The sequence below is a fragment of the Chitinimonas naiadis genome (assembly GCF_054780835.1).
The window spans coordinates 1,875,399-1,896,539 of record NZ_BAAGVO010000004.1 but is presented as its reverse complement, the minus strand read 5'-3'; the positions used below and the strand labels follow the sequence as shown (position 1 = coordinate 1,896,539).

Genomic DNA, 21,141 nt, shown 5'->3' with positions numbered 1-21,141 from the left:
GACGGCAAGCTTGTTGTCGTGGAATGATCGGTACGGGTAGCCGGCCCCGGTGACGGGGCGGCTACCGGTGTATCGGTTTATTGGTTGACCCAGTTCGGCGGACGCTTTTCCAGGAAGGCGGTCAGGCCTTCCTGACCTTCCTGGCTGACGCGCTGCTTGGCAATGCGCTGGGCGCAGAACTCATTCAGCTCGTTGCAGATCGGTCGGTTGGAGACTTCGGCAACCAGGCGCTTGGCTTCCAGCATGGCTTCCGGGCCATTGTTGAGCAGTTGTGCCGCCCAGGAGGTGGCCAGCGGCAGGACTTCATCCTGCGGGGTGATGTCATGTACCAGGCCGATGCGCAGGGCGGTATCCGAAGTGAAGCGCTCGGCGGACAGGAAGTAGCGGCGGGCCTGGCTGTTGCCGATCTTGCGGATCACATAGGGCGAGATCACCGCCGGAATCAGGCCGAGCTTGACCTCGGATAGCGAGAACATGGTTTCCGGTGCGGCGAATGCCATGTCGCAGCAGGCAACCAGACCGACACCGCCGCCGTAGGCAGGGCCCTGCACCGCCGCTATCGTGGGCTTGGGGAAGGTGTCGAGCACGTGCATCAGCTTGGCCAGGGCACGGGCGTCGTCGAGGTTGGCCTCTTCGGTATTGCTGGCCATGCGCTTCATCCAGCCGAGGTCGGCACCCGCCGAGAAACTCTTGCCGGCCGCCGCCAGGATCAGCACCCGCACCGCGCTATCCGCCGCCAGTTTTTCCAGTTCGGTTGTCAGCTCGGCGATCAGGCCGTCATCAAAGGCATTGTGACGGTCAGGGCGATTCAGCGTGATGGTGGCAACGCCGTTGCGGGCAATCTGGCTGGTAATCGATGTGCTCATGATCTTGTCTCCTGAGTGTTGTTGGCTGCGGTACTCGGTCATCAGGCCTCTCGGCGCGATGACCCACGGTATTGCTGGCTGCTACTGCTGCTTTTGCAAGAATCGGTCGAGTTGGTTCGCAAATGCCTGCCTGTCTGCCTGGCTGAACGCAGCCGGCCCACCGGTTTGCACGCCGCTGTCACGCAGCGTGGCCATGAAGTCCCGCATCCTCAAACGCTCCGCCATATTCTCCGGCGTGTAAATCTCGCCGCGAGGATTGATGGCGTGGCCGCCCTTGTCGATCACGGCGGCGGCGAGCGGAATGTCGGCGGTGATCACCAGATCCCCTGCTTGGACACGCAAAACGATCTCGTTATCCGCAACATCGAAACCGCTGGGCACCTGCACGCTGCGCAACCAGGCCGAAGGCGGCACCCGTATCAACTGGTTGGCGACTAGTGTCGTGCTCACCTGCCAGCGCTCGGCAGCACGGAACAGGATTTCCTTGATCACGCCCGGACAAGCGTCGGCATCGACCCAGATCTGCATCGTCGCCACCGCTTACATCCGGAACACGCCGAACTTCGTTTCGGCGATGGGTTTGTTGAGACTGGCGGAGATGGCAAGGCCCAGCACGCGACGGCTGTCGCGCGGGTCGATGATGCCGTCGTCCCACAAGCGGCTGGTGGCGTAGTAGGGGTGGCTCTGTGCCTCGAACTGATCTCGCAGCGGCTTCTTGATGCCTTCGCGCTCCTCGTCGGAGAGCACCTGCCCCTTCTTGGCCAGCGCTTCTTCCCTCACCTGTGCCAGCACGCCAGCCGCCTGTTCTCCGCCCATCACGGCGATGCGGGCGTTAGGCCACATCCACATGAAATTGGGGTTGTAGGCGCGACCACACATGCCGTAGTTGCCGGCGCCGTAGCTGCCGCCGATCACCATGGTGAACTTGGGAACCTTGCTGGTGGCGACCGCCGTGACCATCTTGGCGCCATGCTTGGCGATACCCTCGGCCTCGTACTTCTTGCCGACCATGAAGCCGGTGATGTTCTGCAGGAACACCAGCGGAATGCCTCGCTGGCTGCAGAGCTCGATGAAGTGCGCCCCTTTCTGGGCCGACTCGCTGAACAGCACGCCGTTGTTGGCGATGATGCCGACTGGGTAGCCATAGATATGGGCAAAGCCGGTGACCAGCGTGGCGCCGTAGGTCTCCTTGAATTCGTCGAAGCGGCTGCCGTCGACGATCCGTGCGATCACCTGACGGATGTCAAAGGGCTTCTTCAGGTCGGCCCCGACGATGCCGTACAGCTCATCGGCCGGGTAGAGCGGGGCGGTGACGGGCTGGGTGGCGACCGTCATGGGCTTGACCCAGTTGAGGTTGGCGACGATGCGCCGCACCTGGTCCAGCGCGTGGGCGTCGTTATGAGCGTAGTAGTCGGCCACGCCGCTGATCTTGGCGTGCACATCGGCACCACCCAGTTCTTCGGCCGTCACGACCTCGCCGGTCGCGGCACGCACCAGCGGCGGGCCGGCCAGGAAGATGGTGGCTTGGTTCTTGACCATGACGCTGTAGTCGCTCATGGCCGGCACATAAGCACCGCCGGCGGTACAGGAGCCGAGCACGGCCGCGATCTGCGGCACGCCCTGGGCGCTGAGGTTGGCCTGGTTGTAGAAGATGCGGCCGAAGTGATCGCGATCCGGGAAGACCTCGTCCTGGTTGGGCAGGTTGGCGCCGCCGGAGTCGACCAGGGCGATGCAGGGCAGCCGGTTCTCCATGGCGATCTCCTGCGCGCGCAGGTGCTTCTTGACCGTCATCGGGTAGTAGGTGCCTCCCTTCACCGTGGCATCGTTGGCGATGATCATGCATTCGATGCCCGATACGCGACCGATACCGGCGATCAGCCCGGCTGAGGGTACCTGGTCGTCGTACTGGCCGTGAGCGGCGAGCTGGCCGATCTCCAGGAAGGGCGAGCCGACATCCAGCAATTGGGCGACCCGGTCACGCGGCAGCAGCTTGCCACGAGCGGTGTGGCGATCCCGCGCCACCTGGCCGCCACCTTGCTCTACTCGGGCGGCCTGGTTGCGGAGATCGTCTACCAGCGCCTGCATGGCGGCGGCATTGGACTGGAATTGTTCGGCTTTCGGGTTGATGGTGTTCGGTAGCGTGTTCATGTGTTCTGTGGTGTACGTCGGGCGAACCCGGCTCTGGGATGGGTTGAGAGGTCAGACCGAAGGGCGGATGCGGATGGTCGGGGTGGACTCCGCCGGGGCGAAGACCACCAGCACGTCGAGTGCTGCCGCGACATCGACGAAACGGGGGGCGACCTGCTTGGGCACATGCACGATGCTACCGGCGACCACCTGGACGAAGTCGTCGCCGACCTCCAGCGTGGCAGCACCGCGTAGCACGTAGAACAGCAATTCTTCCTGGTGGGCACCCTGTGCGTCATGGCTACCCGGCTGCAGATGGTAGAGGCCGGCGCTCATGTCGGCGCTGCGCAGGAACTCCAGGTAGGCGGCGCCATGGGTCTGGCGATCCTGGCTGATGGCGTCGAGATGGAAGGTCTGCATGAGGGGCGTGTCCTTGGCGGCGAGGTGGCGGGTTCAGAGCAGGGCGGTATCGAAGACCATGAGGACTTCTTCAACCTCGGGGTTGCCGGGCATCAGGCGACGGTGATCCAGGCAGATGAAGCCGAGGTTGTCGTAGAACTTCTGGGCGGCGACGTTGCTCTCCACCACCCAGGCGTTGATCAGTTCCACGCCTTGCTCGGCCAACCAGCGGCTGGCGGTATCGACCAGTCGTCCACCGGCACCGCCACGTCGGAATGCCGGATCCACCCACATATTGCAGATATATGCGTGATCGCGCCGGCTGCCCTCGAGGTAGGCACCGGTCATGCCGACCGGCTTGCCAGCCCGATACAGCACGAAGGTCGCGGCATCGTCGCTGCTGGCATAGTGGCGCACATGATCATCCCAGTACTGGAAGGGACGCGCGGCGATTTCCGCATAGCGGCAGCCGAAGGCCGTCGGGGCGTCTTCCAGGCCGGAAAGGCGCAGGCCGCGCAGCAACTCGGCCTGGTCCGGGCGTATCCGTTGTATCTGTTCTTGCATGTCTCTTCCGTTCCTGAGCGGGGTGACCCCGCCCGGAACCTGTTTTCTGTCTATACGTCGTCGCCGATGGCCCGGCCGATCACGATGCGCTGGATGTCGCTGGTGCCCTCGTAGATCTGGCAGACCCTGACGTCGCGATAGATACGTTCGACGGGGAAGTCGTTGAGATAACCATAGCCCCCATGAACCTGGATCGCATCCGAACAAACACGTTCCGCCATCTCGCTGGCAAACAGCTTGGCCATGCTCGCTTCCTTGAGGCAGGGCAGGCCGGCATCCTTCAGACTGGCTGCATGCCAGATCAGCTGACGGGCGGCTTCCAGTTGGGTGGCCATGTCGGCCAGCCGGAAGTTGACCGCCTGATGCTCGAAGATCGGCTTGCCGAAGGTGACCCGCTCCTTGCTGTAGCGCAGCGCACATTCATACGCCGAACGCGCCATGCCCAAGGCCTGGGCGGCGATGCCGATGCGGCCGGATTCCAGGCTGGCAAGCGCGACCTTATAACCCTCGCCTTCCTTGCCCAGGAGATTGGCGGCGGGTACGCGGCAGTTGTCGAGCTGGATGGCGCAGGTATCCGATGCGGCCTGTCCCAGTTTCTTCTCGATCCGGGCCACGGTATAGCCGGGCGTGTTGGTCGGCACGATAAAGGCGGACAGGCCCTTCTTGCCCTTGTCCGGGTCGGTCACCGCGATCACGATGCTGAGCCGGCTGTTCTTGCCATTGGTAATGAACTGTTTGGCACCGTTGAGAACGTAGTGCTCGCCATCGCGTACCGCGCGGGTCTTGATGGCGCCGGCTTCGGAACCGACCTGAGGCTCGGTCAGGCAGAAGCTGGCCAACCAGTCGCCGCTGGCGAGCTTCCTCAGGTACTGCGTTTTCTGTGCATCGGTACCGAAGGCGAGTATGGGACCGCAGCCGACCGAGTTATGGACCGAGACGATGGTGGAGAACGCGCCGTCGCCAGCCGCCAGTTCCTCGATCGCCAGGGCGGCACCGAGGTAATCCAGGCCGGCACCGTCCCATTCCGCCGGCACGGTCAGGCCCAGCAGGCCGAGCGCGGCCGCCTGCTGCAGTTCGTCATGCGGGAAGGCGTGGGTTTCGTCGCGCAGGCTGGCGGTGGGCCAGAGCTGTTCGCGGGCGAAATCGCGCACGCTGTCGCGGATCATCTGGTGTTCTTCGCTGAGTATCATGCTGTCTCCGTCTCGTTATGTCTTGCAAGCGGCGCGCCAGGGATGGATGCACCTGCCGGTGCACGGGAAACCTGCGCGCTTACCCTTGCATACCCCTCATTGTTCTTGTTTTGGGATTGCAACCGCGGCCTTGGGGCTGGCCTAGCCCGCTGCCGGCTCGCGCACGGCAACCCAGATTGCATTCTCCAGGCTCATCACCAGTTCTCCGTTCTGGTTGAACGTACGCCAGGCCAGCTGGACCACGCCAAAGCCAGGCTTGGAGCGCGACTGCTTGCGACCCATGACGTCAAACTCTGCATTCAGTACATCGCCCGGCTTCACCGGCTGATGCCACATCAGCTTGTCGATCTGCAGACCGACCAGACCATTGGCGATGGTGCGCAGCTCGCTGGCCGCCAGCATGCGCATGCTGTAGGCCGCGGTCTGCCAGCCGCTGGCCACCAGGCCGCCAAATACGCTGGCGGCACCGGCGGCTTCATCAAGGTGAAAGTCCTGCGGGTCGTAGCGGATGGCGAAGTCGCGTACCTCGGCCGGTTCCACTGTCACCGGGCCGGACTTGAATACACGACCGGGCTTGAGATCTTCGAAATAGAGCGTCATCAGATTCAGTCCTGCCGGGGGCTGCCCCGGCCTAGGGTTTAACAGAGTTCGATCGCCACGGCCGTGGCTTCGCCACCGCCGATGCAAAGGCTGGCCACGCCGCGCTGGCCGCCATGCTGCTTGAGGGCGTAGATCAGGGTGGCGACGATGCGCGCGCCCGAAGCGCCAATGGGGTGGCCGAGGGCGCAGGCACCGCCGTGCACATTGACCTTGTCGGCGGGCAGGCTAAGCTCATGCATCGCGGCCATGGTCACTACGGCAAAGGCTTCGTTGATCTCGTACAGGTCGACCGAGTCGGCGCTCCAGCCGGTCTTCTCGAACAGCTTCTTCATCGCGCCGACCGGGGCGGTAGTGAACCAGCCGGGTTCCTGCGCGTGGCTGGCATGGCCGACGATGCGGGCGAGCGGTTTCAGGCCACGCTTGAGCGCATCGGATTCGCGCATCATGACCACGGCGGCCGCACCGTCGGAGATCGACGAGGCATTGGCGGCGGTAACGGTACCGTCCTTGCGGAAAGCTGGCTTCAGCGTCGGGATCTTCTCCGGCATGGCCTTGCCCGGCTGCTCGTCGGTATCGATCAGCACGTCACCCTTGCGGCCGGCAACGGTCACGGCGGCGATCTCATCCTTGAAGCGGCCCTCGGCGATGGCTGCCTGGGCGCGGGTCAGCGAGCGCAAGGCGAATTCATCCTGGGCCTCGCGGCTGAACTGGTACTTGTCGGCGCACTGCTCGGCGAATACGCCCATCAGTTGACCCTTGTCGTATGCGTCTTCCAGGCCGTCCATGAACATATGGTCCTTGACCTCGCCATGGCCCATGCGCAGGCCGGTGCGGACCTTGGGCAGCAGGTAGGGCGCATTGCTCATGCTCTCCATGCCGCCAGCCACCATCACGCTATTGCTGCCGGCTTTCAGTTGGTCGTGCGCGAACATGATGGCCTTCATGCCGCTACCGCACATCTTGTTGATCGTGGTGCAGTGGGTACCCAGTGGCAGGCCGGCGCCGAGCGAAGCCTGGCGGGCGGGTGCCTGGCCCTGGCCCGCGGGCAGGACATTGCCCATGACGACTTCTTCCACTTCCGTTACCGCGATGCCGGCACGCTCCACGGCAGCCTTGATGGCGACGGCGCCGAGCTGGCCGGCCTTGAGGTTGGCGAAGTCGCCTTGCAGGCCAGCCATGGGAGTGCGGGCGGCGGCGACGATGACGATGGATTCGGACATGTTCATTACTCCGTGGGTCGGTATGGGGTGGTAATCAAGCGGTCTTGGTGGCAGTCAGGCCCAGTTCCTGGGTCATCACTTCGCGCATCTTGTATTTCTGGATCTTGCCGGTCACCGTCATCGGGAAAGCGTCGACGAAGCGGATATAGCGGGGAATCTTGAAGTGGGCGATCTGGTTGCGGCAGAAGTCGCGCATATCCTCTTCACTGGCAGTGACGCCCTCCTTGAGGATGATCCAGGCGCAGAGCTCCTCACCATACTTGGCGTCGGGTACCCCGACCACCTGTACGTCGCGCACCTTGGGATGGCGGTAGAGGAATTCTTCGATCTCGCGCGGGTAGAGGTTCTCGCCGCCGCGGATCACCATGTCCTTGAGCCGGCCGACGATATTGCAGTAGCCGGCTTCGTCGATCACCGCCAGGTCACCCGTGTGCATCCAGCCGGCGGGGTCGATGGCCTCGCGGGTCTTGGCCTCGTCGCCCCAGTAACCCAGCATCACCGAGTAACCACGGGTGCAGAGTTCGCCCACCGTGCCGCGCGGCACGATGCGGCCATCGATATCGACAATCTTGACCTCAAGGTGTGGATGGATGCGACCGATGGTGGAGACGCGCCGGTCCAGGGGCTCGTCGGTGCTGCTCTGGAAGGAGACCGGCGAGGTCTCGGTCATGCCGTAGGCGATGGTGACCTCGGCCATGTGCATTTCGTTGACCACCCGCTTCATGACTTCGATCGGGCAGGGGGAGCCCGCCATGATCCCGGTGCGCAGGGTGGAGAGGTCGTAGCTGGCGAAATGCGGATCACCTAGCATGGCGATGAACATGGTGGGTACGCCATGCAGGCCGGTGCAGCGTTCGGCCACGATGGCATCGAGCACGGCCTTGGGATCGAAGGACTCGTCCGGATAGACGATGGCGGCGCCGTGGGTGATGCAGGCAAGATTGCCCAGCACCATGCCAAAGCAATGGTAGAGCGGCACCGGAATGCAGAGTCGGTCGCTCGGCCCCAGCTTCATCGCTTCGCCAATGAAATAGCCGTTGTTGAGGATATTGTGGTGGCTGAGCGTGGCGCCCTTGGGAAAGCCGGTGGTGCCGGAGGTGAACTGGATATTCACGGCATCGTCGAACTGCAAGGTGGCGGCGACCTCGGCCAGCCTGGCACTCGCGGCCTCGGTCGGCGGGGCCAGCAGGCTGTCAAAGTTGAGCATGCCGGTCGTCGTATCGCTACCCAGTCGGATGACGGCGCGCAGCTCAGGCAGGCGTTTGGCGACCAGTTGACCCACCGGGCAATCCGCCAGTTCGGGTGCCAGCTCCTGAATCAGGGCGAGATAGTCGCTGCTCTTGAGCCTGGGTGCCAGTACCAGTGCCTTGCAGCCAACCTTGTTGAGCGCGTATTCCAGCTCGGCGAGGCGGTAGGCCGGGTTGATATTGACCAGTACCAGACCTGCCTTGGCGGTGGCGAACTGCATCAGCACCCATTCGGCGCAGTTGGGCGCCCAGATGCCGATACGGTCACCCGGCTGCAGGCCCAGTGCAAGGAGATGGGCGGCGCAGGCGTCGACCCGTTGCTTGAGTTCGGCGTAGGTCCAGCGTGTGCCCTGATGCCGCACGACCAGCGCATCCTGGGCTGCCCAACGGCTGGCGGCGTCATCGAAGAAGCTGCCTATGGTCTGGCCGATGAGGGGCTGCAGTGAGGCGCCGTGCACGTAACTGGGCAAACTGTTCATCTACTGTCTCCGTCTGCCGCCTGGGGCGGTCTGTCGTAATGGTGTCCTGCTGCTTGGATCAACAACGTGCGAATTGGTTTGTCTGCCCGCTAGCACTGCCCGGCGGGCAGGCTATAAAGCCTCTATGTCGCGTACCTGCTTGATCATGTTGCTGCTGGTTGCCGCCCTGCCCACCTGGGCGGCTTGCAGCCGGGTACTGCGCGTGCCGTTCGAGCAATGGCGACCCTATGCCTACCGCGATGTCGCCGGGCAGCCGGCCGGCATGGAAATCGAACTGCTGCAGCGCATCGCCCAGGAGGCCGGCTGCAAGCTCAGCTTTCAGTACGACATCCCGCGCAAGCGACGCTTGCTGATGTTCCAGCAAGGGGAGCTCGATGTGCTGCTTGCGGCGTCCGATACGCCGGCCCGGCGTGCCTACGCCTGGTTCAGCCTGCCTTACAGGGAGGAGGAGGTCGTGCCGTTTGCCTTGCCGGCAGACAGTAGCGTGCATGGCCTTGTCAGTCTGGATATGGTGCTGGCGGCCAGGCTGGCCTTGATCGTCCCCAGCGATGGCTGGTACGGCGCGCGGTATGCACACCTGCTGGATGAGTTCGATCGCGCGGGCCTGCTGACCCGCTATGAGAGCTACGAGCAGGCTGCGCGACAACTGGGCGGGGGGCGAGGCCAATTGGTGATTGGCGACCGCTACGCCCTGCTCGATGCAGCACGGCTGGTCGGCGTGGGACGATTGGTGCAACTGCCGTTCCACGTCAATCGCGACGTCGTGCACCTCATGCTCAGCAAGCGCAGCCTGCAACCCGGCGACCTGACCGCCATCGATGCCGCTATCCGCCGGCTCGAGCAGCAGGGCATCCTGCGGGATATCCGCATGCGATACCTGGACAGGCTGGTGGCCGGTGGTCCCGTTCCCTGAACGGATGCATAGAAGTTTCATGTCAAACGTACACCGTAACGTTCAAACACCCTGGCATAGCCTTCCTCGCGCTTGAACTTGCGCAGGGCCTCGTCAAAGGTGGGCAGCAAGGACTGCTGTGTCGCGCGACGGCTGATCAGCAGGCTGAAGCGGCTTTCCTCCAGTGTATTGGGTAGCATGCGTATCTTGCGTTGCGGGTCCTGTTGCTTGAGCGTGTATTGCATGGTGATGGCATTCTCCACTATCACATCACCTCGCCCCAGTACCAGCTTGCGTACTGCCTCCTGGAAGTTGCCACCCCAATCCACCTGCAAACCATCAAGTTTGTCGCGAGCCCAGCCGTTGCCGATATAGGACAGCACCGTGGGTTTGAGTTGGCGGAGTTCATCCAGGCTGCGTACGGCCTGCAGCTTGGGTAGCAGCGGGCTGTCGGCGGCGGCGAACAGGCGGATCGGCATAGTCAGCACCGGCTCGGTCGAGGCGATGGTGTAGTCCAGCCGTTCCGGCGTGGCGACGGTACACATGCCATCCTGCTCACCGCTTTGTACCAGGCTTTGTGCTCGGACCCAGGGGTAGCCGCTATGGACCAGGGGAATGCCCAGCCGCTTGCCGAGTATCTCGTCGAACAGGTCGATCAGGATGCCCTGCATGCCTTGGTCGCCACGGAAACTCAGCGGGCTGTAGGTCTCGAAATAGGCCAGCCGCAAGGGCGTCGTGGCGGCGTGGACGTGCAGGCCCGCGCCGGCCAGGAGCAGGCTGCTACTTTGCAGGAAACGGCGACGGTTCAGCATCGGCATGGCTCCGGTTGGGGTTCTGTTCTGCAGTGTAGAACCCCCACAAGCAAGCTCGCTCAGCGCGTCTCGTTGAAGAGTTCGCGGCCGATCAGCATGCGCCGGATCTCGCTGGTGCCGGCACCGATCTCGTACAGCTTGGCATCGCGCCACAGCCGGGCGACCGGATACTCGTTGATGTAGCCGTTGCCGCCCAGGGTCTGGATGGCTTCACCGGCCATCCAGGTGGCTTTTTCGGCCGAGTAAAGAATGGCGCCGGCGGCGTCCTTGCGGGTAGTTTCGCCACGGTCCAGCGCGCGACCGACGGCATAGACGTAGGCCCGACAGGCGCTCCAGGTGGCGTACATGTCCGCCAGCTTGCCCTGCATCAGTTCGAACTCGCCGATCGCCTGGCCAAACTGGGTGCGTTCGTGCACATAGGGGACGACCGCGTCCATGGCCGCGGCCATGATGCCCAATGGGCCGCCGGAGAGGACGGCGCGCTCGTAGTCGAGGCCACTCATCAGCACGTTCACGCCCTTGCCGAGGTTGCCCAGTACGTTTTCTTCCGGTACTTCGACGTCATCGAAGAACAGCGGGAAAGTGTTGGAGCCGCGCATGCCGAGCTTGTCGAGCTTGCTGCCGGCGCTGAAGCCCTTCATGCCTTTTTCGATCAGGAATGCGGTCATGCCCTTGGCGCCGGCGTTTACGTCGGTCTTGGCGTAGACGACCAGCACGTCGGCATCGCCGCCGTTGGTGATCCACATCTTGGAGCCATTGAGGATGTAGCGGTCACCCTGCTTGTCGGCGCGCAGCTTCATGCTGCAGACGTCGGAACCGGCGTTGGGTTCGCTCATGGCCAGTGCGCCGACGTATTCGCCGGAGACCAGCTTGGGCAGGTACTTGGCCTTCTGCGCGGCATTGCCGTTCTTGCGGATCTGGTTCACGCACAGATTGGAATGAGCACCGTAGGAGAGGCCGACCGACGCGGAGCCGCGGGAGATTTCCTCCATGGCGACGATATGGGCCAGGTAGCCCATATTGGTGCCGCCGTATTCTTCTTCCACGGTCAGACCCAGCAGACCCATCTCGCCGAACTTGCGCCACAGATCGGCAGGGAAGAGGTTTTCTTCGTCGATCTTTGCGGCATGGGGGGCGATTTCTGCAGCGACGAAGCTCTGAACGGCATCGCGCAGCATGTCGATGTCTTCACCGAGGCCGAAGTTGAGGGCGGGGATGTGCATGGTGTTGTCTCCGGGATGACCTTGATCGCAGCGGGCCGCCCCGGGGCTGGGGCGGCCTGGTGCCGATTTACGCGCCCTTGGCTGGGCGTCTGTAGGGGATTTTGCGGCGGCGAACTGCGTTCGCGTCGCCCGCGCGCTTGGATACTGACGAACGGCAATGTTGTTTGCCGAGCAATTGCTCGATACTTTATTTTACGTTGACGTAAACGTCAATTGGTGCGGCGAAAAAAGCGGGCTAATCCCGCAGCAGGGCTTCTGCTTCGTGCTCAAGACCATCCATCTCCTTGAGGATGGCGTCGATGTCGGCACGTTGCTGCAGCAAGGCTTCACGCTTGGGGCGCAGGAATTCCAGCAGTTTCATGAGCTGGGGGCGCTCATCGCGGGCGGCATCGTATAGCGCGAACAGCTCGTAGGTTTCCTGCAGCGAGAAGCCCAGGCGCTTGCCGCGCAGGATCAGCTTCAGCCGGGTGCGGTCCGCGCGGGTGAAGACGCGATTGCGCCCCTGCCGACCCGGGGCCAGCAGGCCTTCGTGCTCATAGTGGCGTATGGCACGCGGTGTCAGGTCGAACTCGCGGGCAAGCTCGGTGATGGTGTAGATGCGATCGTCGGACATGGCTCTTGTCTGACCGTACGGTACGGTCGTTTATTTATATCTGCCCGGCGAAGATAGCAGAGGGTAGCGAGGCTGTCATAATCGCTGTTTTGCATTTTCTAATATGGTTAGTGCCATGCCCCATCGTTTGCACTACCCCCACGGGGATGAGCTCCCCGCCGCTGGCGAGACGATCGAGGTCGCGCCAGGGGTGCATTGGCTCAAGATGCCGCTGCCTTTTGCGCTCAACCATATCAATCTCTGGCTGTTGCAGGAGGCGGATGGCTGGAGCGTGGTCGACGCCGGCTACGATACCGACACGACGCGCGAACTCTGGCAGGTACTGTTTGACGGCACGATGGCCGGTCGGCCGCTCGGCAAGGTGGTGGCTACCCACTACCATCCGGACCATATCGGCCTGGCCGGCTGGTTGACAGCACGTTTCGGGGCGGATTTTCATATCAGCCTGGGCGAGTTCCTGCTGGCCCGTGCGGTCTGGCATGACCTGCCGGGCTTCGATGTGCCTTCCTTCAACGCCCATTTTGCCCGCCATGGCCTGGCCGAGGACAAGCTTGCGCAGTTCACCGAGCGTGGCAACACCTTCCAGTGGGGGGTGAAGAGCCTGCCGTCGTCATTCAACCGCTTGCTGGCTGGCCAGCAGATCGCCATCGGCGGGGCGCAATGGCAGACCATACCCGGCTTTGGCCATTCGCCCGAGCACATGGCGCTGTGGTGCGAGGAAAAAAACGTACTGATCTCTGGCGACATGCTGTTGCCCAAGATATCCACCAATGTCGGCGCCTGGGCGGCCGACCCGGACGGCGATACGCTGGGACAGTTCCTGGATTCGCTTGATCGTTTCCTGGTATTGCCGCAAGACGCGCTGGTCCTGCCCTCGCACGGCAGGCCCTTCCGTGGCATCCACGCCCGGGTCGAGGTGCTGAAGGCGCATCACGCGGAGCGACTGTCGGTCATGCTCGCCGCCATGGACCATTCCATGTCGGCGGTGGACCTGCTGCCGGTGCTGTTTGGCCGTATGTTCGATCTCTACCAAACGATGTTCGCGCTGGCGGAGTGCATTGCCCATCTCAATTACCTGTGGCATCGCGGCGTGGTGACACGCGAGCAGGATGACGCAGGTGTCTATCGATTCAGCCGTACTGCCCAATCATGACCGATACCACTGTTGCCAGCGCCGGCAAGACATCCCATACCGGCCTCTATCTCAAGCTTATCGTCACGATGGCGATCTGGGGCGGAACCTTTATCGTTGGCCGGGTGCTGGCCCAGGCCATGCCGCCGATGTCGATCGCCTTCTGGCGCTTCGTGATCGCGACCGCCTGCCTGTTCCTGCTGCTATGGCGCTCGCCCGCCGGCATCGTCTGGCCGACGCGCACCCAGTGGTTCTGGGTGGCGACGCTCGGGGTATCGGGTGTCTATGCCTACAACGTGTTCTTCTTCTTCGGCTTGTCGGAAATCCCTGCCAGCCGCGCTGCACTGCTGGTGGCGCTCAACCCCATCATGGTGGCGCTGGTCAGCGCCGGCCTACTACGCCAGCCCTTGGGGCCTCGGCGCTGGCTGGGGGTGGCCGTCTCGCTGTTTGGCGCGATCACGGTGATTTCGCATGGCGACTATCTGGGCATCCTGCGTCAGGGGGTGGGGCATGGCGAGTTGCTGATCCTGGGTTGCTGTGTGAGCTGGGTGGCCTACACCCTGTTCGGCCGTAATGCGATGAAGCATCTGAGCAGCCTGCAGGCAACGGCCTGGGCGGCGCTGATCGGCTGCGTGCTGCTGGGGGCAACAGCGGCGCTGCGTGGTGAGCTGAGTGCGCCCTTGTCGCTGAGCGCCTTGCAGTGGGGCGGCGTGTTGTACCTCGGTGCGCTGGGTACGGCGGCGGCCTTCGTTTGGTATAGCGACGGCATCGTACAGATCGGTGCGGCCAAGACCATCGTCTTTACCAACCTGGTGCCGGTGTTTGCGGTGCTGGCGAGCATCCTGCTGCTCGGCGAATCCTTGACCTTGCCGGCACTGATCGGCGGGGTGTTGGTGGTTGGCGGGGTTTGGCTGACGAATAGCCGTTAGTTCTTTTTTAAGCGGCTGCCGCCGCGAGATCCGCGCGTTGCGCGGTTTGGAGCGGGAGTTCGTCCCGCGGCCGCCTCCCTTTCTTTGCTTCGCCAAAAGAGAGTAAGGCGGCCTGCGGGCCGCACTCCCGCATTCAAACGCACGCAGTGCGATATCTGCGGAGACAGTCGCTAAAACCCGAGCCAAGACGCACTACAACCTACCTACCGTCCAGCGACGATAAGACCGGTACGCTTTCCCCCTGCCGCAGATGGCTTACGCTACAGTAGTTAGCCATACGCCAAACCATGGGACAGGGATGCAAACCATAGAGCTAGTATCGTCGGCGGGCTGGGCCCGTATCAGCCTGCAGGGTGCGCAGGTGCTGCAGACCGAGCTGCATGGGCAGCCCCTGTTGTGGGCGTCGCCACTCAGCAGCCAGGAGCCGGGCAAGGCGGTACGCGGTGGTGTGCCGGTGTGTTTTCCCTGGTTTGGCAAACATCCTGACGGCTTGCCGGCACATGGCTTTGCCCGTAACCAGGTCTGGACCCTGCTGGAGCAGACCCAGGACCGTGCGGTGTTCGAGTTGCTGGATAACGAAGCTACCCGCTCCCTGTGGCCGCATGCCTTCCGGGCTGAACTGGCGGTGCACCTTGATGACGGTCTGCATTTCGAGTTTACCGTCAGCAATCGCGATGCCACGCCTTTCCGCTTTACCTATGCGCTGCACAGCTACTTTGCGGTCCACGATGTCCGTCGTTGCACGGTGGAGGGGCTGGCCGGCCGGTTGCGGCGTGAGATTGGGCATGTGACCAGTCCGCAGGAGGGCATCGTGCAACTGCAGCAGCCCATCGATGCGGTATTCGAGATCGCGCCTGATCCGCTGGTGCTGCATGACGCCGGCCGGACGGTGCAGATTGCGGCCGAGGGCATGCGTAGTGCGGTGGTCTGGAATCCTGGCGAGCAGGCGGTATCGATCGCCGATATCGGCCGGCATTGGCCGGAGTATGTCTGCGTCGAGCGCGGCAATATCGGCGTGGCAGCGGTCGAGCTGGCGCCTGGTGCCAGCCACTATGCCAGCATGAGCCTGAACATCAGCGCGGATTGACCTGACGTTGCTTCCGGGCGGCGCCGGACAGTGGTGTGTCCTAGACTGAAGCATCCACCCCGCGCCCGAGCATCATGCAATTGCCCGACTTCTCCCAGTTGACCATCTGCCCGGCCGAATTGCTGGATGACCCTGGCGAGATCGCCCGCTCCTTGCTGGAGGCGGCCCGGTCGGCGCGACTGGGTATCTTCGTCTGGGAGATACACCGGCAGCGGCTGATCTGGAACGAGGCCATGTTCCAGGTCTACGGCCTGCCCGCCGATACCGCCATTGATGGCAATGCCTGGCTTGCGCTGCTGCACCCCGATGATCTTCCTTTTGTCCGTGATGAAGTGGTCGCGGCGCTCTCCGGCATCCGTCCCTATGAAACGACCTTCCGGGTTCGCGGGCCGGATGGCGGCTGGCGCCATGTGAAGGCCAGCGGCTGGGTGGAATTTTCGCCCGAAGGGCGACCGCTTTGCATGGCGGGGGTCAATCAGGACATACACGAGAGCCAGCGTTTCAATATGCTGGTGGAGCGCATACAGGCCGATACCGTGAGCGCGGTTGGCGTGACTTATCTGGGCGCCCTGATGGACAGCCTGTGCCGGGTCCTGTCGGTCAGGCGCGCCCTGGTCGCAGAGTATTTTCCGATCAAGGCGCCGCGGCACGCCATGACCGTGGCCTATAGCGATTCGGGCGAGGCTAGCGCCCCGCTGACTTTTCCGCTGGACGATACGCCGAGCAAGGAAGTACTGAAGGGCGAGGTGGTGTTCTACGCTGATGAGCTGCAGCAGCGCTACCCGGCGCACCCGTTGGTGACGGAGATGGGCGCCCGCAGCTATATGGGCGTGCCCTTACGCGCTTCGGACGGCACGGTATTGGGCGTGCTGGCGATTATCGACAACAAGCCCTGTCACCAGGGTGAGTTGCAGGGCAAGTTGCTCAATCTGTTTGCCGGTCGTTGCGCGGCCGAGCTGGAGCGGCTCCGGCGTGAAGCCGATATCCAGCGCCTGAATGGCGAACTCGAGGCCAGGGTGGTCGCCCGGACCGAGCATGTAAAGCGCACCATGCGCGAACTGGAAGCCTTTACCTATACCGTCTCGCATGACCTGAATGCGCCCTTGCGGGCGGTCCATGGCTTTGGCTCCATCCTGCGCGAGGATTACGGCGCGCGGCTCGACGCCACCGGCATGGACTATCTCGAGCGCACCCTCAATGCGGCGGAGCGCATGGGGCGCCTGCTCGATGACCTGGTCAGCCTGTCGCGTATCTCGCTGCGACCCCTCAATATCGGCAAGGTGGACCTGAGCCTGCTAGCGGCCGAGATCGTGGATGACCTGCAGGACCAGTACCCCCGCCCCGGCATGCAGGTGATGATCGCACCGCACCTGCAGATCCATGCCGACTCCGGCTTGATGCGCATCCTGCTCGACTGCCTGCTGCGCAATGCCTGGCACTTCACCGCACCGCTGGCGGAGCCACGCATCGGCTTGTTTGAACGCGAGCGCCGCGGGCGGCGCGAATTCGGCATCGTGGACAACGGCACCGGTTTCGACGCGGCCACCGCCGAACGCCTGTTCGCCCCGTTCCAGGACGCCCAAGGCGCGGGGCGCCTCGCCGGTAGCGGCACCGGCCTCGCCATCGCCCAGCGCGTCATGCACCGCCACCACGGCGGCATCCTCTCCGAAAGCCAACCCGGCGAAGGCTCCTCCTTCATCTTCTGGCTACCGCCGGCGGCGGAATTGATGTCCTTGATCAGCGGCGAGGATCACCATTAGGTAGCAGCGCTTGCGCACTTTGGCGATGCCATGATCCGGATCGGATGGGGTGACACTCGTTTCGACCAGTGCGTGGTGGAAGGCGCTGTGCTGCGCGGGATTGTCGGCGCCCTACCATCCCGGCCTACCCCTTGCGGGTGCTTCCGCCTTACAAGGGCAACCGTGCTCTGGGGTAGGTTGTCCGTGTCAGTTTTGTGGGCAGCGCTTTCCCCCAAGAAGCTCAGCCACAAGCAACCCAAGCTACTGACGAGCGTCAGCGAGGCTCCCTCGCGGCGGCGAGGGCGGGGGGAGTGGGTGGTATGAAAGCCAAAGCCCGCATCCGATCTCACATGCCGGTGAGCACCCGGCTCCGCAGGGTGGAGATAGGCAGCTAGCGCCCCGCCGCAATTAATCCGTGTTCTAAACCTGGAACCGCGCCACCGCCCGTTCCAGCTCCCCGGCCAACCTTTCCAGCTCGTCCACCGTATCGCTGCTATTGCCGATGGCGACATTGGTGGTCTCGGTCATCTGTGCGATGTGTTCCAGATGCTGGGCGATCGACTGGCTGGCGCTGGTCTGTTCGCGATAGACGCTGGCAAGCTCGCCCAGTTCGGTGCTGGTATTGGTGGAGCCGCTGCGCAGTTCCGCGAGGGCGGGTAGCAGGGCGCGTACGGCTTCGGCACCGCTGGCGACCTGCACGCTGCTTTGCCGCATGTCGCGGGCGGCCTGGCCGGTTTCCTGCTGGACCTGGCCCAGGGCCGCCATGATGTCGGTCGTGGCGGTGCTGGTCTTCTCCGCCAGTTTGCGGACCTCATCGGCCACGACGGCAAAGCCACGACCCTGCTCGCCGGCGCGGGCGGCTTCAATGGCAGCGTTGAGCGCCAGCAGATTGGTCTGGTCGGCGATCTCGCGGATGGTGGTGGCGATGCCGCCGATCGCATGGGCGTGGTTTTCCAGCCGGTCGATGGCGGTCTGGCTTTCGCCCACCGCCGTGGCGACTTCGCTGATCTTGGCGCTGGCCGCATCGGCTTGGCTGGCGCCGGCGGTTGCCAGCTGTGCCGCGCGCTCCGCCTGGCTGCGGACTTCGCCGCTGCGCTGCGAGACATGGTCGAAACTGACCGTCATCTGTTCGACGGCGGCAGCGATGGACGCCGTGGCCTCGCTCTGGCGGGCGGAGCCGTCGGCGATCGCGGCATAGGCGTCCCGCATGCCGTGGGCGGCGGTATCGAGCTGGCGGCTGGAGGCGCCGATTGCCGTGATCATTTCCCGCAGCTGCAAGCGCATGGTTTCCAGCGCCTTGCCCAGACGGCCCATTTCACCGTGTGATGACAAGGTCACCGTCTGGCTGAGCTGGCCGGCGGCGATCTGGCCGGCAAGCCGCACTGCGGCGTCCAGTGGGACCAGGACGGAGCGGATGATGGCAATGGAGAGCAGCACCGCCACGATCACGCCGATCAGTACCGCGCCACCCAGGATGCCCTGCAGTTTCTGACCGGCCTGACTGGCGGACTCGTAGGAGAGCCGCGAGGCTTCGCTCTGGCGGGTGATCCAGGTGCCCAGTGCCTTGGTGGAGGCCTCAAACGGGCCGAGTACTTTCTCCCGGTAGTATTGGCCGGCGCTGGTCATGTCGCTCTGCATCAGCAGGTCCAGCATGCCCTTGCGGCTATCGCGATAGCTGCCGTAGGCCTTGACGAACTGCTCGCGCAGCGCGGCTTCGTCCCCGGCCAGGGTGCTGCTGGCGGCCAGGCCGGCGGCGATGGGGGCTTCGAGCTTGTCGATCTCGTCGAAGTGCTGCTTGGCAACGTCCGGGAATGGGGCGTCCAGTGCCAGCAGCAACTGTGCACGGCTACGGTGCAGTCGGTCCATTCGGTCCGCCAGCTCTACCACGGGCTTGGTACGCTGCTGGTAGATGGCTGCGAGTTCCGCGTTGCCATTGTGTATGCCCAGCATGCCCAGGAGGCTGACGGCGATCAACAAGGCCAGCAGTACGCTGGAAAGCAGAGCGAGACGGGTACGGATGGAAAGTGCGGCAAACATGTAGTATGGCCCTGGCTGGCGACAAGATTGATTGAAGCATAGAAGTCAGCGCAAGACCGGTGCTTGCGAATGCCGCTGCGAGATACTGTGGCATTGATCCCAAAGGACTTCCCGACGCGAGCAGGGGCTGATAAAAAGGCGGATGGATAATCAGAAGAAGATGATGGTCTCCAAGGGCATCATCCTGGATGCGGATGACAAAACTCTCCTTGCGTAGCGCGCTGGTGCTCGCGTTTTCGGCCGTATCGGTGCTGATGGCGGTGTTGCTGTCCTATTCGCTCGGGCATCTTGCCAGCGAGGTGTCGCGGCGCGATATCGGCAGTGCGCTCAGCGACTTGGCTGGGCAGATGGCCGATCAGCTGGATCTGGGCATGCATGAGCAGCTGCGCACCATACAACTGATCACCAGCCTGCGGCAGGTGCGTGATCCTGCCTCTTCGTTAAGCGACAACCGGGCCATACTCGAAAAACTGCGCCATAGCAGCGGCGAGGTGGCCTGGATTGGCTATGCCGATACCAAGGGCAAGGTCCAGTACTCGGCCGACGGCGTGCTCGAAGGCGCGGATGTCTCCGCCCGACCCTGGTTTGCCGGCGCCCTCAAGGGGGCCTATGCAGGCGACGTGCACGAGGCCAAGTTGCTGGCAAAGATCTTGCCGCCGCCCAGCAATGGCGAGCCGCTGCGCTTTGTCGATGTCGCGGCACCGGTCTATGGGTTGGATAACCAGCTGCGTGGCGTGATCGGCACGCATCTCTCTTGGGCCTGGGCGCGTTCAGTCGAGCAGACCGTGTTTTCAGCTACCCGCCGTGCGCAGGGAGTGGAAGTGTTCGTGCTCAACGCCGAGGGCAAGATACTGCTGGCGCCCGAAGGGCTGGCAGGGACGCGCCTGCCGACGCGTCTCGCGGACGCAGAGGGTGAGTCCGGCAGGTTGTTGGCCTGGCCGGATGGGCAGGAATACCTGACGGCGCTGGTGAAGACCCAAGGTATGGGCGACTACACCGGCCTCGGTTGGTGGGTCTTGGTCCGCCAGCCCTTGGCGATTGCCTATGCGCCGGTCAGGCATATCCAGTATCTGGTGCTGGGGATGGGTGCCGGCCTTGCTGTGCTCTTCAGCTTGTTCGGCTTATGGCTGGCCGGCAGGGTGGCGCGCCCGCTGGCGGCCTTGGGCAAGGCGGCCGATCGGTTGCGTGCCGGCGAGATCGAAGTGCAGATACCGACCGTTTCACCGTTCAGCGAGACAAGGCAACTGGCCAGCTCGCTCAAGCACATGGTGGCGGCACTCAAGACGGAGCAGGACAAGATGTCCCTGCTCAATGCCTCGCTCGAGGAGCAGGTCCAGGAACGCACCGAACTCCTGAACCTGGCCAACGAGCACCTGCTGGCTTCGCTCGAAGAGCGGCAGCAACTGGTCAGCAAGCTGGAGTCGCTGGCCAGTACCGACAGCCTGAGCCAGCTTCTGAACCGGCGCGCCTTCCATGAACGGGCGGCGATCGAGGTGGCGCGGGCGCTGCGGCAGGCGACGCCGATCTCGCTGTTCATCTTCGATATCGACCACTTCAAGCGCATCAACGACAGCTATGGGCACGAGGTTGGCGATCAGGTAATCGTCGAGATTGCGCGACTGAGCCGTGAAACGATACGCGATGTCGATATGGCGGCCCGCTTCGGCGGCGAGGAGTTCGTGGCGCTATTGCCCGATACGGCGTTGATGGCTGCCTTGCAGGTGGCCGAGCGCCTGCGCCTGCTGATCGCCGGTATCCGTTTGCCGCATCCTGAAGGGGACATCAGTCTGACCAGCAGCTTCGGCGTGGCGGAGTGGACGGAGGGGCTAGCGATCGACAAGCTGGTCGCCCGTGCCGATCAGGCGCTGTACCGCGCCAAGGAAGGTGGCCGCAACCGCAGCGAGGCCTGGCTGCCGTAGCCCCCTCACCTGGAAAACAAAAAGCCCTCGCCGGCGCTTCACCGACGGGGGCTTTCTATTGTGCCG

The 21,141-nt window shown here is 63.6% G+C and carries 19 protein-coding genes; 6 read left to right on the top strand and 13 right to left on the bottom strand.

The annotated features are described in order from the left end of the window. Window positions 1-77 precede the first annotated feature (77 nt). The 9 genes from ACYVHK_RS15220 to ACYVHK_RS15180 all read right to left on the bottom strand — a co-directional run bounded on the left by ACYVHK_RS15220 (window position 78) and on the right by ACYVHK_RS15180 (window position 8,692). A complete protein-coding gene (locus tag ACYVHK_RS15220) occupies window positions 78-866 on the bottom strand; it encodes an enoyl-CoA hydratase/isomerase family protein (RefSeq protein WP_460533764.1) in 789 nt (262 codons plus the stop codon). An 81-nt stretch (window positions 867-947) separates the two neighbouring features. After that, window positions 948-1,394, bottom strand: coding sequence for a YaiI/YqxD family protein (locus ACYVHK_RS15215; protein ID WP_460533762.1), 447 nt, complete (start codon window positions 1,392-1,394; stop codon window positions 948-950). A 12-nt stretch (window positions 1,395-1,406) separates the two neighbouring features. Continuing rightward, a complete protein-coding gene (locus tag ACYVHK_RS15210; protein WP_460533760.1) occupies window positions 1,407-3,014 on the bottom strand; it encodes a carboxyl transferase domain-containing protein in 1,608 nt (535 codons plus the stop codon). Between the two features lie 51 nt (window positions 3,015-3,065). Next, window positions 3,066-3,413, bottom strand: coding sequence for a cupin domain-containing protein (locus ACYVHK_RS15205; protein ID WP_460533758.1), 348 nt, complete (start codon window positions 3,411-3,413; stop codon window positions 3,066-3,068). Between the two features lie 33 nt (window positions 3,414-3,446). Next, window positions 3,447-3,956, bottom strand: a complete 510-nt coding sequence (locus ACYVHK_RS15200) for a GNAT family N-acetyltransferase (protein WP_460533756.1) — start codon at window positions 3,954-3,956, stop codon at window positions 3,447-3,449. 50 nt (window positions 3,957-4,006) lie between these two features. Further along, window positions 4,007-5,146: an acyl-CoA dehydrogenase family protein gene (locus ACYVHK_RS15195; protein WP_460533754.1), complete on the bottom strand. Its 1,140-nt coding sequence runs from the start codon at window positions 5,144-5,146 to the stop codon at window positions 4,007-4,009. 141 nt (window positions 5,147-5,287) lie between these two features. Then, complete coding sequence (locus ACYVHK_RS15190) at window positions 5,288-5,746, bottom strand: MaoC family dehydratase (protein ID WP_460533752.1); 459 nt, start codon at window positions 5,744-5,746, stop codon at window positions 5,288-5,290. A 38-nt stretch (window positions 5,747-5,784) separates the two neighbouring features. Further along, window positions 5,785-6,966, bottom strand: coding sequence for an acetyl-CoA C-acetyltransferase (locus ACYVHK_RS15185; protein WP_460533750.1), 1,182 nt, complete (start codon window positions 6,964-6,966; stop codon window positions 5,785-5,787). Between the two features lie 34 nt (window positions 6,967-7,000). Continuing rightward, window positions 7,001-8,692, bottom strand: a complete 1,692-nt coding sequence (locus tag ACYVHK_RS15180) for an AMP-binding protein (protein WP_460533748.1) — start codon at window positions 8,690-8,692, stop codon at window positions 7,001-7,003. A 124-nt stretch (window positions 8,693-8,816) separates the two neighbouring features. Here ACYVHK_RS15180 and ACYVHK_RS15175 point away from each other — a divergent pair, with 124 nt between their 5' ends. Then, complete coding sequence (locus ACYVHK_RS15175; protein ID WP_460533746.1) at window positions 8,817-9,605, top strand: substrate-binding periplasmic protein; 789 nt, start codon at window positions 8,817-8,819, stop codon at window positions 9,603-9,605. 17 nt (window positions 9,606-9,622) lie between these two features. On the opposite strand, the gene ACYVHK_RS15170 is transcribed toward ACYVHK_RS15175, so the two are convergent. The 3 genes from ACYVHK_RS15170 to ACYVHK_RS15160 form a co-directional block, all read right to left on the bottom strand. After that, a complete protein-coding gene (locus ACYVHK_RS15170) occupies window positions 9,623-10,396 on the bottom strand; it encodes a substrate-binding periplasmic protein (RefSeq protein WP_460533744.1) in 774 nt (257 codons plus the stop codon). 59 nt (window positions 10,397-10,455) lie between these two features. Beyond that, window positions 10,456-11,619, bottom strand: coding sequence for an isovaleryl-CoA dehydrogenase (locus tag ACYVHK_RS15165; protein ID WP_460533742.1), 1,164 nt, complete (start codon window positions 11,617-11,619; stop codon window positions 10,456-10,458). A 235-nt stretch (window positions 11,620-11,854) separates the two neighbouring features. Continuing rightward, window positions 11,855-12,232 (bottom strand): MerR family transcriptional regulator, encoded by a 378-nt coding sequence (locus ACYVHK_RS15160; protein WP_460533741.1) that lies wholly within the window; start codon window positions 12,230-12,232, stop codon window positions 11,855-11,857. A gap of 115 nt (window positions 12,233-12,347) precedes the next feature. Between ACYVHK_RS15160 and ACYVHK_RS15155 the strand changes: the two genes are divergently transcribed. The 4 genes from ACYVHK_RS15155 to ACYVHK_RS15140 all read left to right on the top strand — a co-directional run bounded on the left by ACYVHK_RS15155 (window position 12,348) and on the right by ACYVHK_RS15140 (window position 17,140). Further along, window positions 12,348-13,385 (top strand): MBL fold metallo-hydrolase, encoded by a 1,038-nt coding sequence (locus ACYVHK_RS15155; protein WP_460533739.1) that lies wholly within the window; start codon window positions 12,348-12,350, stop codon window positions 13,383-13,385. Then, the gene (locus ACYVHK_RS15150; protein ID WP_460533737.1) at window positions 13,382-14,293 is read left to right on the top strand and encodes a DMT family transporter; all 912 of its coding nucleotides are present in this window, start codon (window positions 13,382-13,384) and stop codon (window positions 14,291-14,293) included. Before ACYVHK_RS15155 ends, ACYVHK_RS15150 begins: the two co-directional genes overlap by 4 nt. Window positions 14,294-14,591: 298 nt before the next feature. Then, window positions 14,592-15,380, top strand: a complete 789-nt coding sequence (locus ACYVHK_RS15145; protein ID WP_460533735.1) for a D-hexose-6-phosphate mutarotase — start codon at window positions 14,592-14,594, stop codon at window positions 15,378-15,380. 74 nt (window positions 15,381-15,454) lie between these two features. Then, window positions 15,455-17,140: a sensor histidine kinase gene (locus ACYVHK_RS15140; RefSeq protein ID WP_460533733.1), complete on the top strand. Its 1,686-nt coding sequence runs from the start codon at window positions 15,455-15,457 to the stop codon at window positions 17,138-17,140. Window positions 17,141-17,539: 399 nt separating this feature from the next. Here ACYVHK_RS15140 and ACYVHK_RS15135 read toward each other — a convergent pair whose 3' ends face one another. Then, the gene (locus ACYVHK_RS15135; protein WP_460533731.1) at window positions 17,540-19,156 is read right to left on the bottom strand and encodes a methyl-accepting chemotaxis protein; all 1,617 of its coding nucleotides are present in this window, start codon (window positions 19,154-19,156) and stop codon (window positions 17,540-17,542) included. A 194-nt stretch (window positions 19,157-19,350) separates the two neighbouring features. Between ACYVHK_RS15135 and ACYVHK_RS15130 the strand changes: the two genes are divergently transcribed. Further along, window positions 19,351-21,075: a sensor domain-containing diguanylate cyclase gene (locus ACYVHK_RS15130; protein ID WP_460533729.1), complete on the top strand. Its 1,725-nt coding sequence runs from the start codon at window positions 19,351-19,353 to the stop codon at window positions 21,073-21,075. The last annotated feature ends 66 nt before the right edge of the window (window positions 21,076-21,141 follow it).

Excerpts from the sequence above, each read along its gene's own strand:
- ACYVHK_RS15205 (WP_460533758.1), bottom strand. The coding sequence starts at position 3,413 with ATGCAGACCTTCCATCTCGACGCCATCAGCCAGGATCGCCAGACCCAT.
- ACYVHK_RS15160 (WP_460533741.1), bottom strand. The coding sequence starts at position 12,232 with ATGTCCGACGATCGCATCTACACCATCACCGAGCTTGCCCGCGAGTTC.
- ACYVHK_RS15185 (WP_460533750.1), bottom strand. The coding sequence starts at position 6,966 with ATGTCCGAATCCATCGTCATCGTCGCCGCCGCCCGCACTCCCATGGCT.
- ACYVHK_RS15145 (WP_460533735.1), top strand. The coding sequence starts at position 14,592 with ATGCAAACCATAGAGCTAGTATCGTCGGCGGGCTGGGCCCGTATCAGC.
- ACYVHK_RS15180 (WP_460533748.1), bottom strand. The coding sequence starts at position 8,692 with ATGAACAGTTTGCCCAGTTACGTGCACGGCGCCTCACTGCAGCCCCTC.
- ACYVHK_RS15200 (WP_460533756.1), bottom strand. The coding sequence starts at position 3,956 with ATGCAAGAACAGATACAACGGATACGCCCGGACCAGGCCGAGTTGCTG.
- ACYVHK_RS15215 (WP_460533762.1), bottom strand. The coding sequence starts at position 1,394 with ATGCAGATCTGGGTCGATGCCGACGCTTGTCCGGGCGTGATCAAGGAA.
- ACYVHK_RS15150 (WP_460533737.1), top strand. The coding sequence starts at position 13,382 with ATGACCGATACCACTGTTGCCAGCGCCGGCAAGACATCCCATACCGGC.
- ACYVHK_RS15165 (WP_460533742.1), bottom strand. The coding sequence starts at position 11,619 with ATGCACATCCCCGCCCTCAACTTCGGCCTCGGTGAAGACATCGACATG.
- ACYVHK_RS15170 (WP_460533744.1), bottom strand. The coding sequence starts at position 10,396 with ATGCTGAACCGTCGCCGTTTCCTGCAAAGTAGCAGCCTGCTCCTGGCC.
- ACYVHK_RS15195 (WP_460533754.1), bottom strand. The coding sequence starts at position 5,146 with ATGATACTCAGCGAAGAACACCAGATGATCCGCGACAGCGTGCGCGAT.
- ACYVHK_RS15155 (WP_460533739.1), top strand. The coding sequence starts at position 12,348 with ATGCCCCATCGTTTGCACTACCCCCACGGGGATGAGCTCCCCGCCGCT.
- ACYVHK_RS15175 (WP_460533746.1), top strand. The coding sequence starts at position 8,817 with ATGTCGCGTACCTGCTTGATCATGTTGCTGCTGGTTGCCGCCCTGCCC.
- ACYVHK_RS15210 (WP_460533760.1), bottom strand. The coding sequence starts at position 3,014 with ATGAACACGCTACCGAACACCATCAACCCGAAAGCCGAACAATTCCAG.
- ACYVHK_RS15220 (WP_460533764.1), bottom strand. The coding sequence starts at position 866 with ATGAGCACATCGATTACCAGCCAGATTGCCCGCAACGGCGTTGCCACC.
- ACYVHK_RS15130 (WP_460533729.1), top strand. The coding sequence starts at position 19,351 with ATGACAAAACTCTCCTTGCGTAGCGCGCTGGTGCTCGCGTTTTCGGCC.
- ACYVHK_RS15190 (WP_460533752.1), bottom strand. The coding sequence starts at position 5,746 with ATGACGCTCTATTTCGAAGATCTCAAGCCCGGTCGTGTATTCAAGTCC.
- ACYVHK_RS15140 (WP_460533733.1), top strand. The coding sequence starts at position 15,455 with ATGCAATTGCCCGACTTCTCCCAGTTGACCATCTGCCCGGCCGAATTG.
- ACYVHK_RS15135 (WP_460533731.1), bottom strand. The coding sequence starts at position 19,156 with ATGTTTGCCGCACTTTCCATCCGTACCCGTCTCGCTCTGCTTTCCAGC.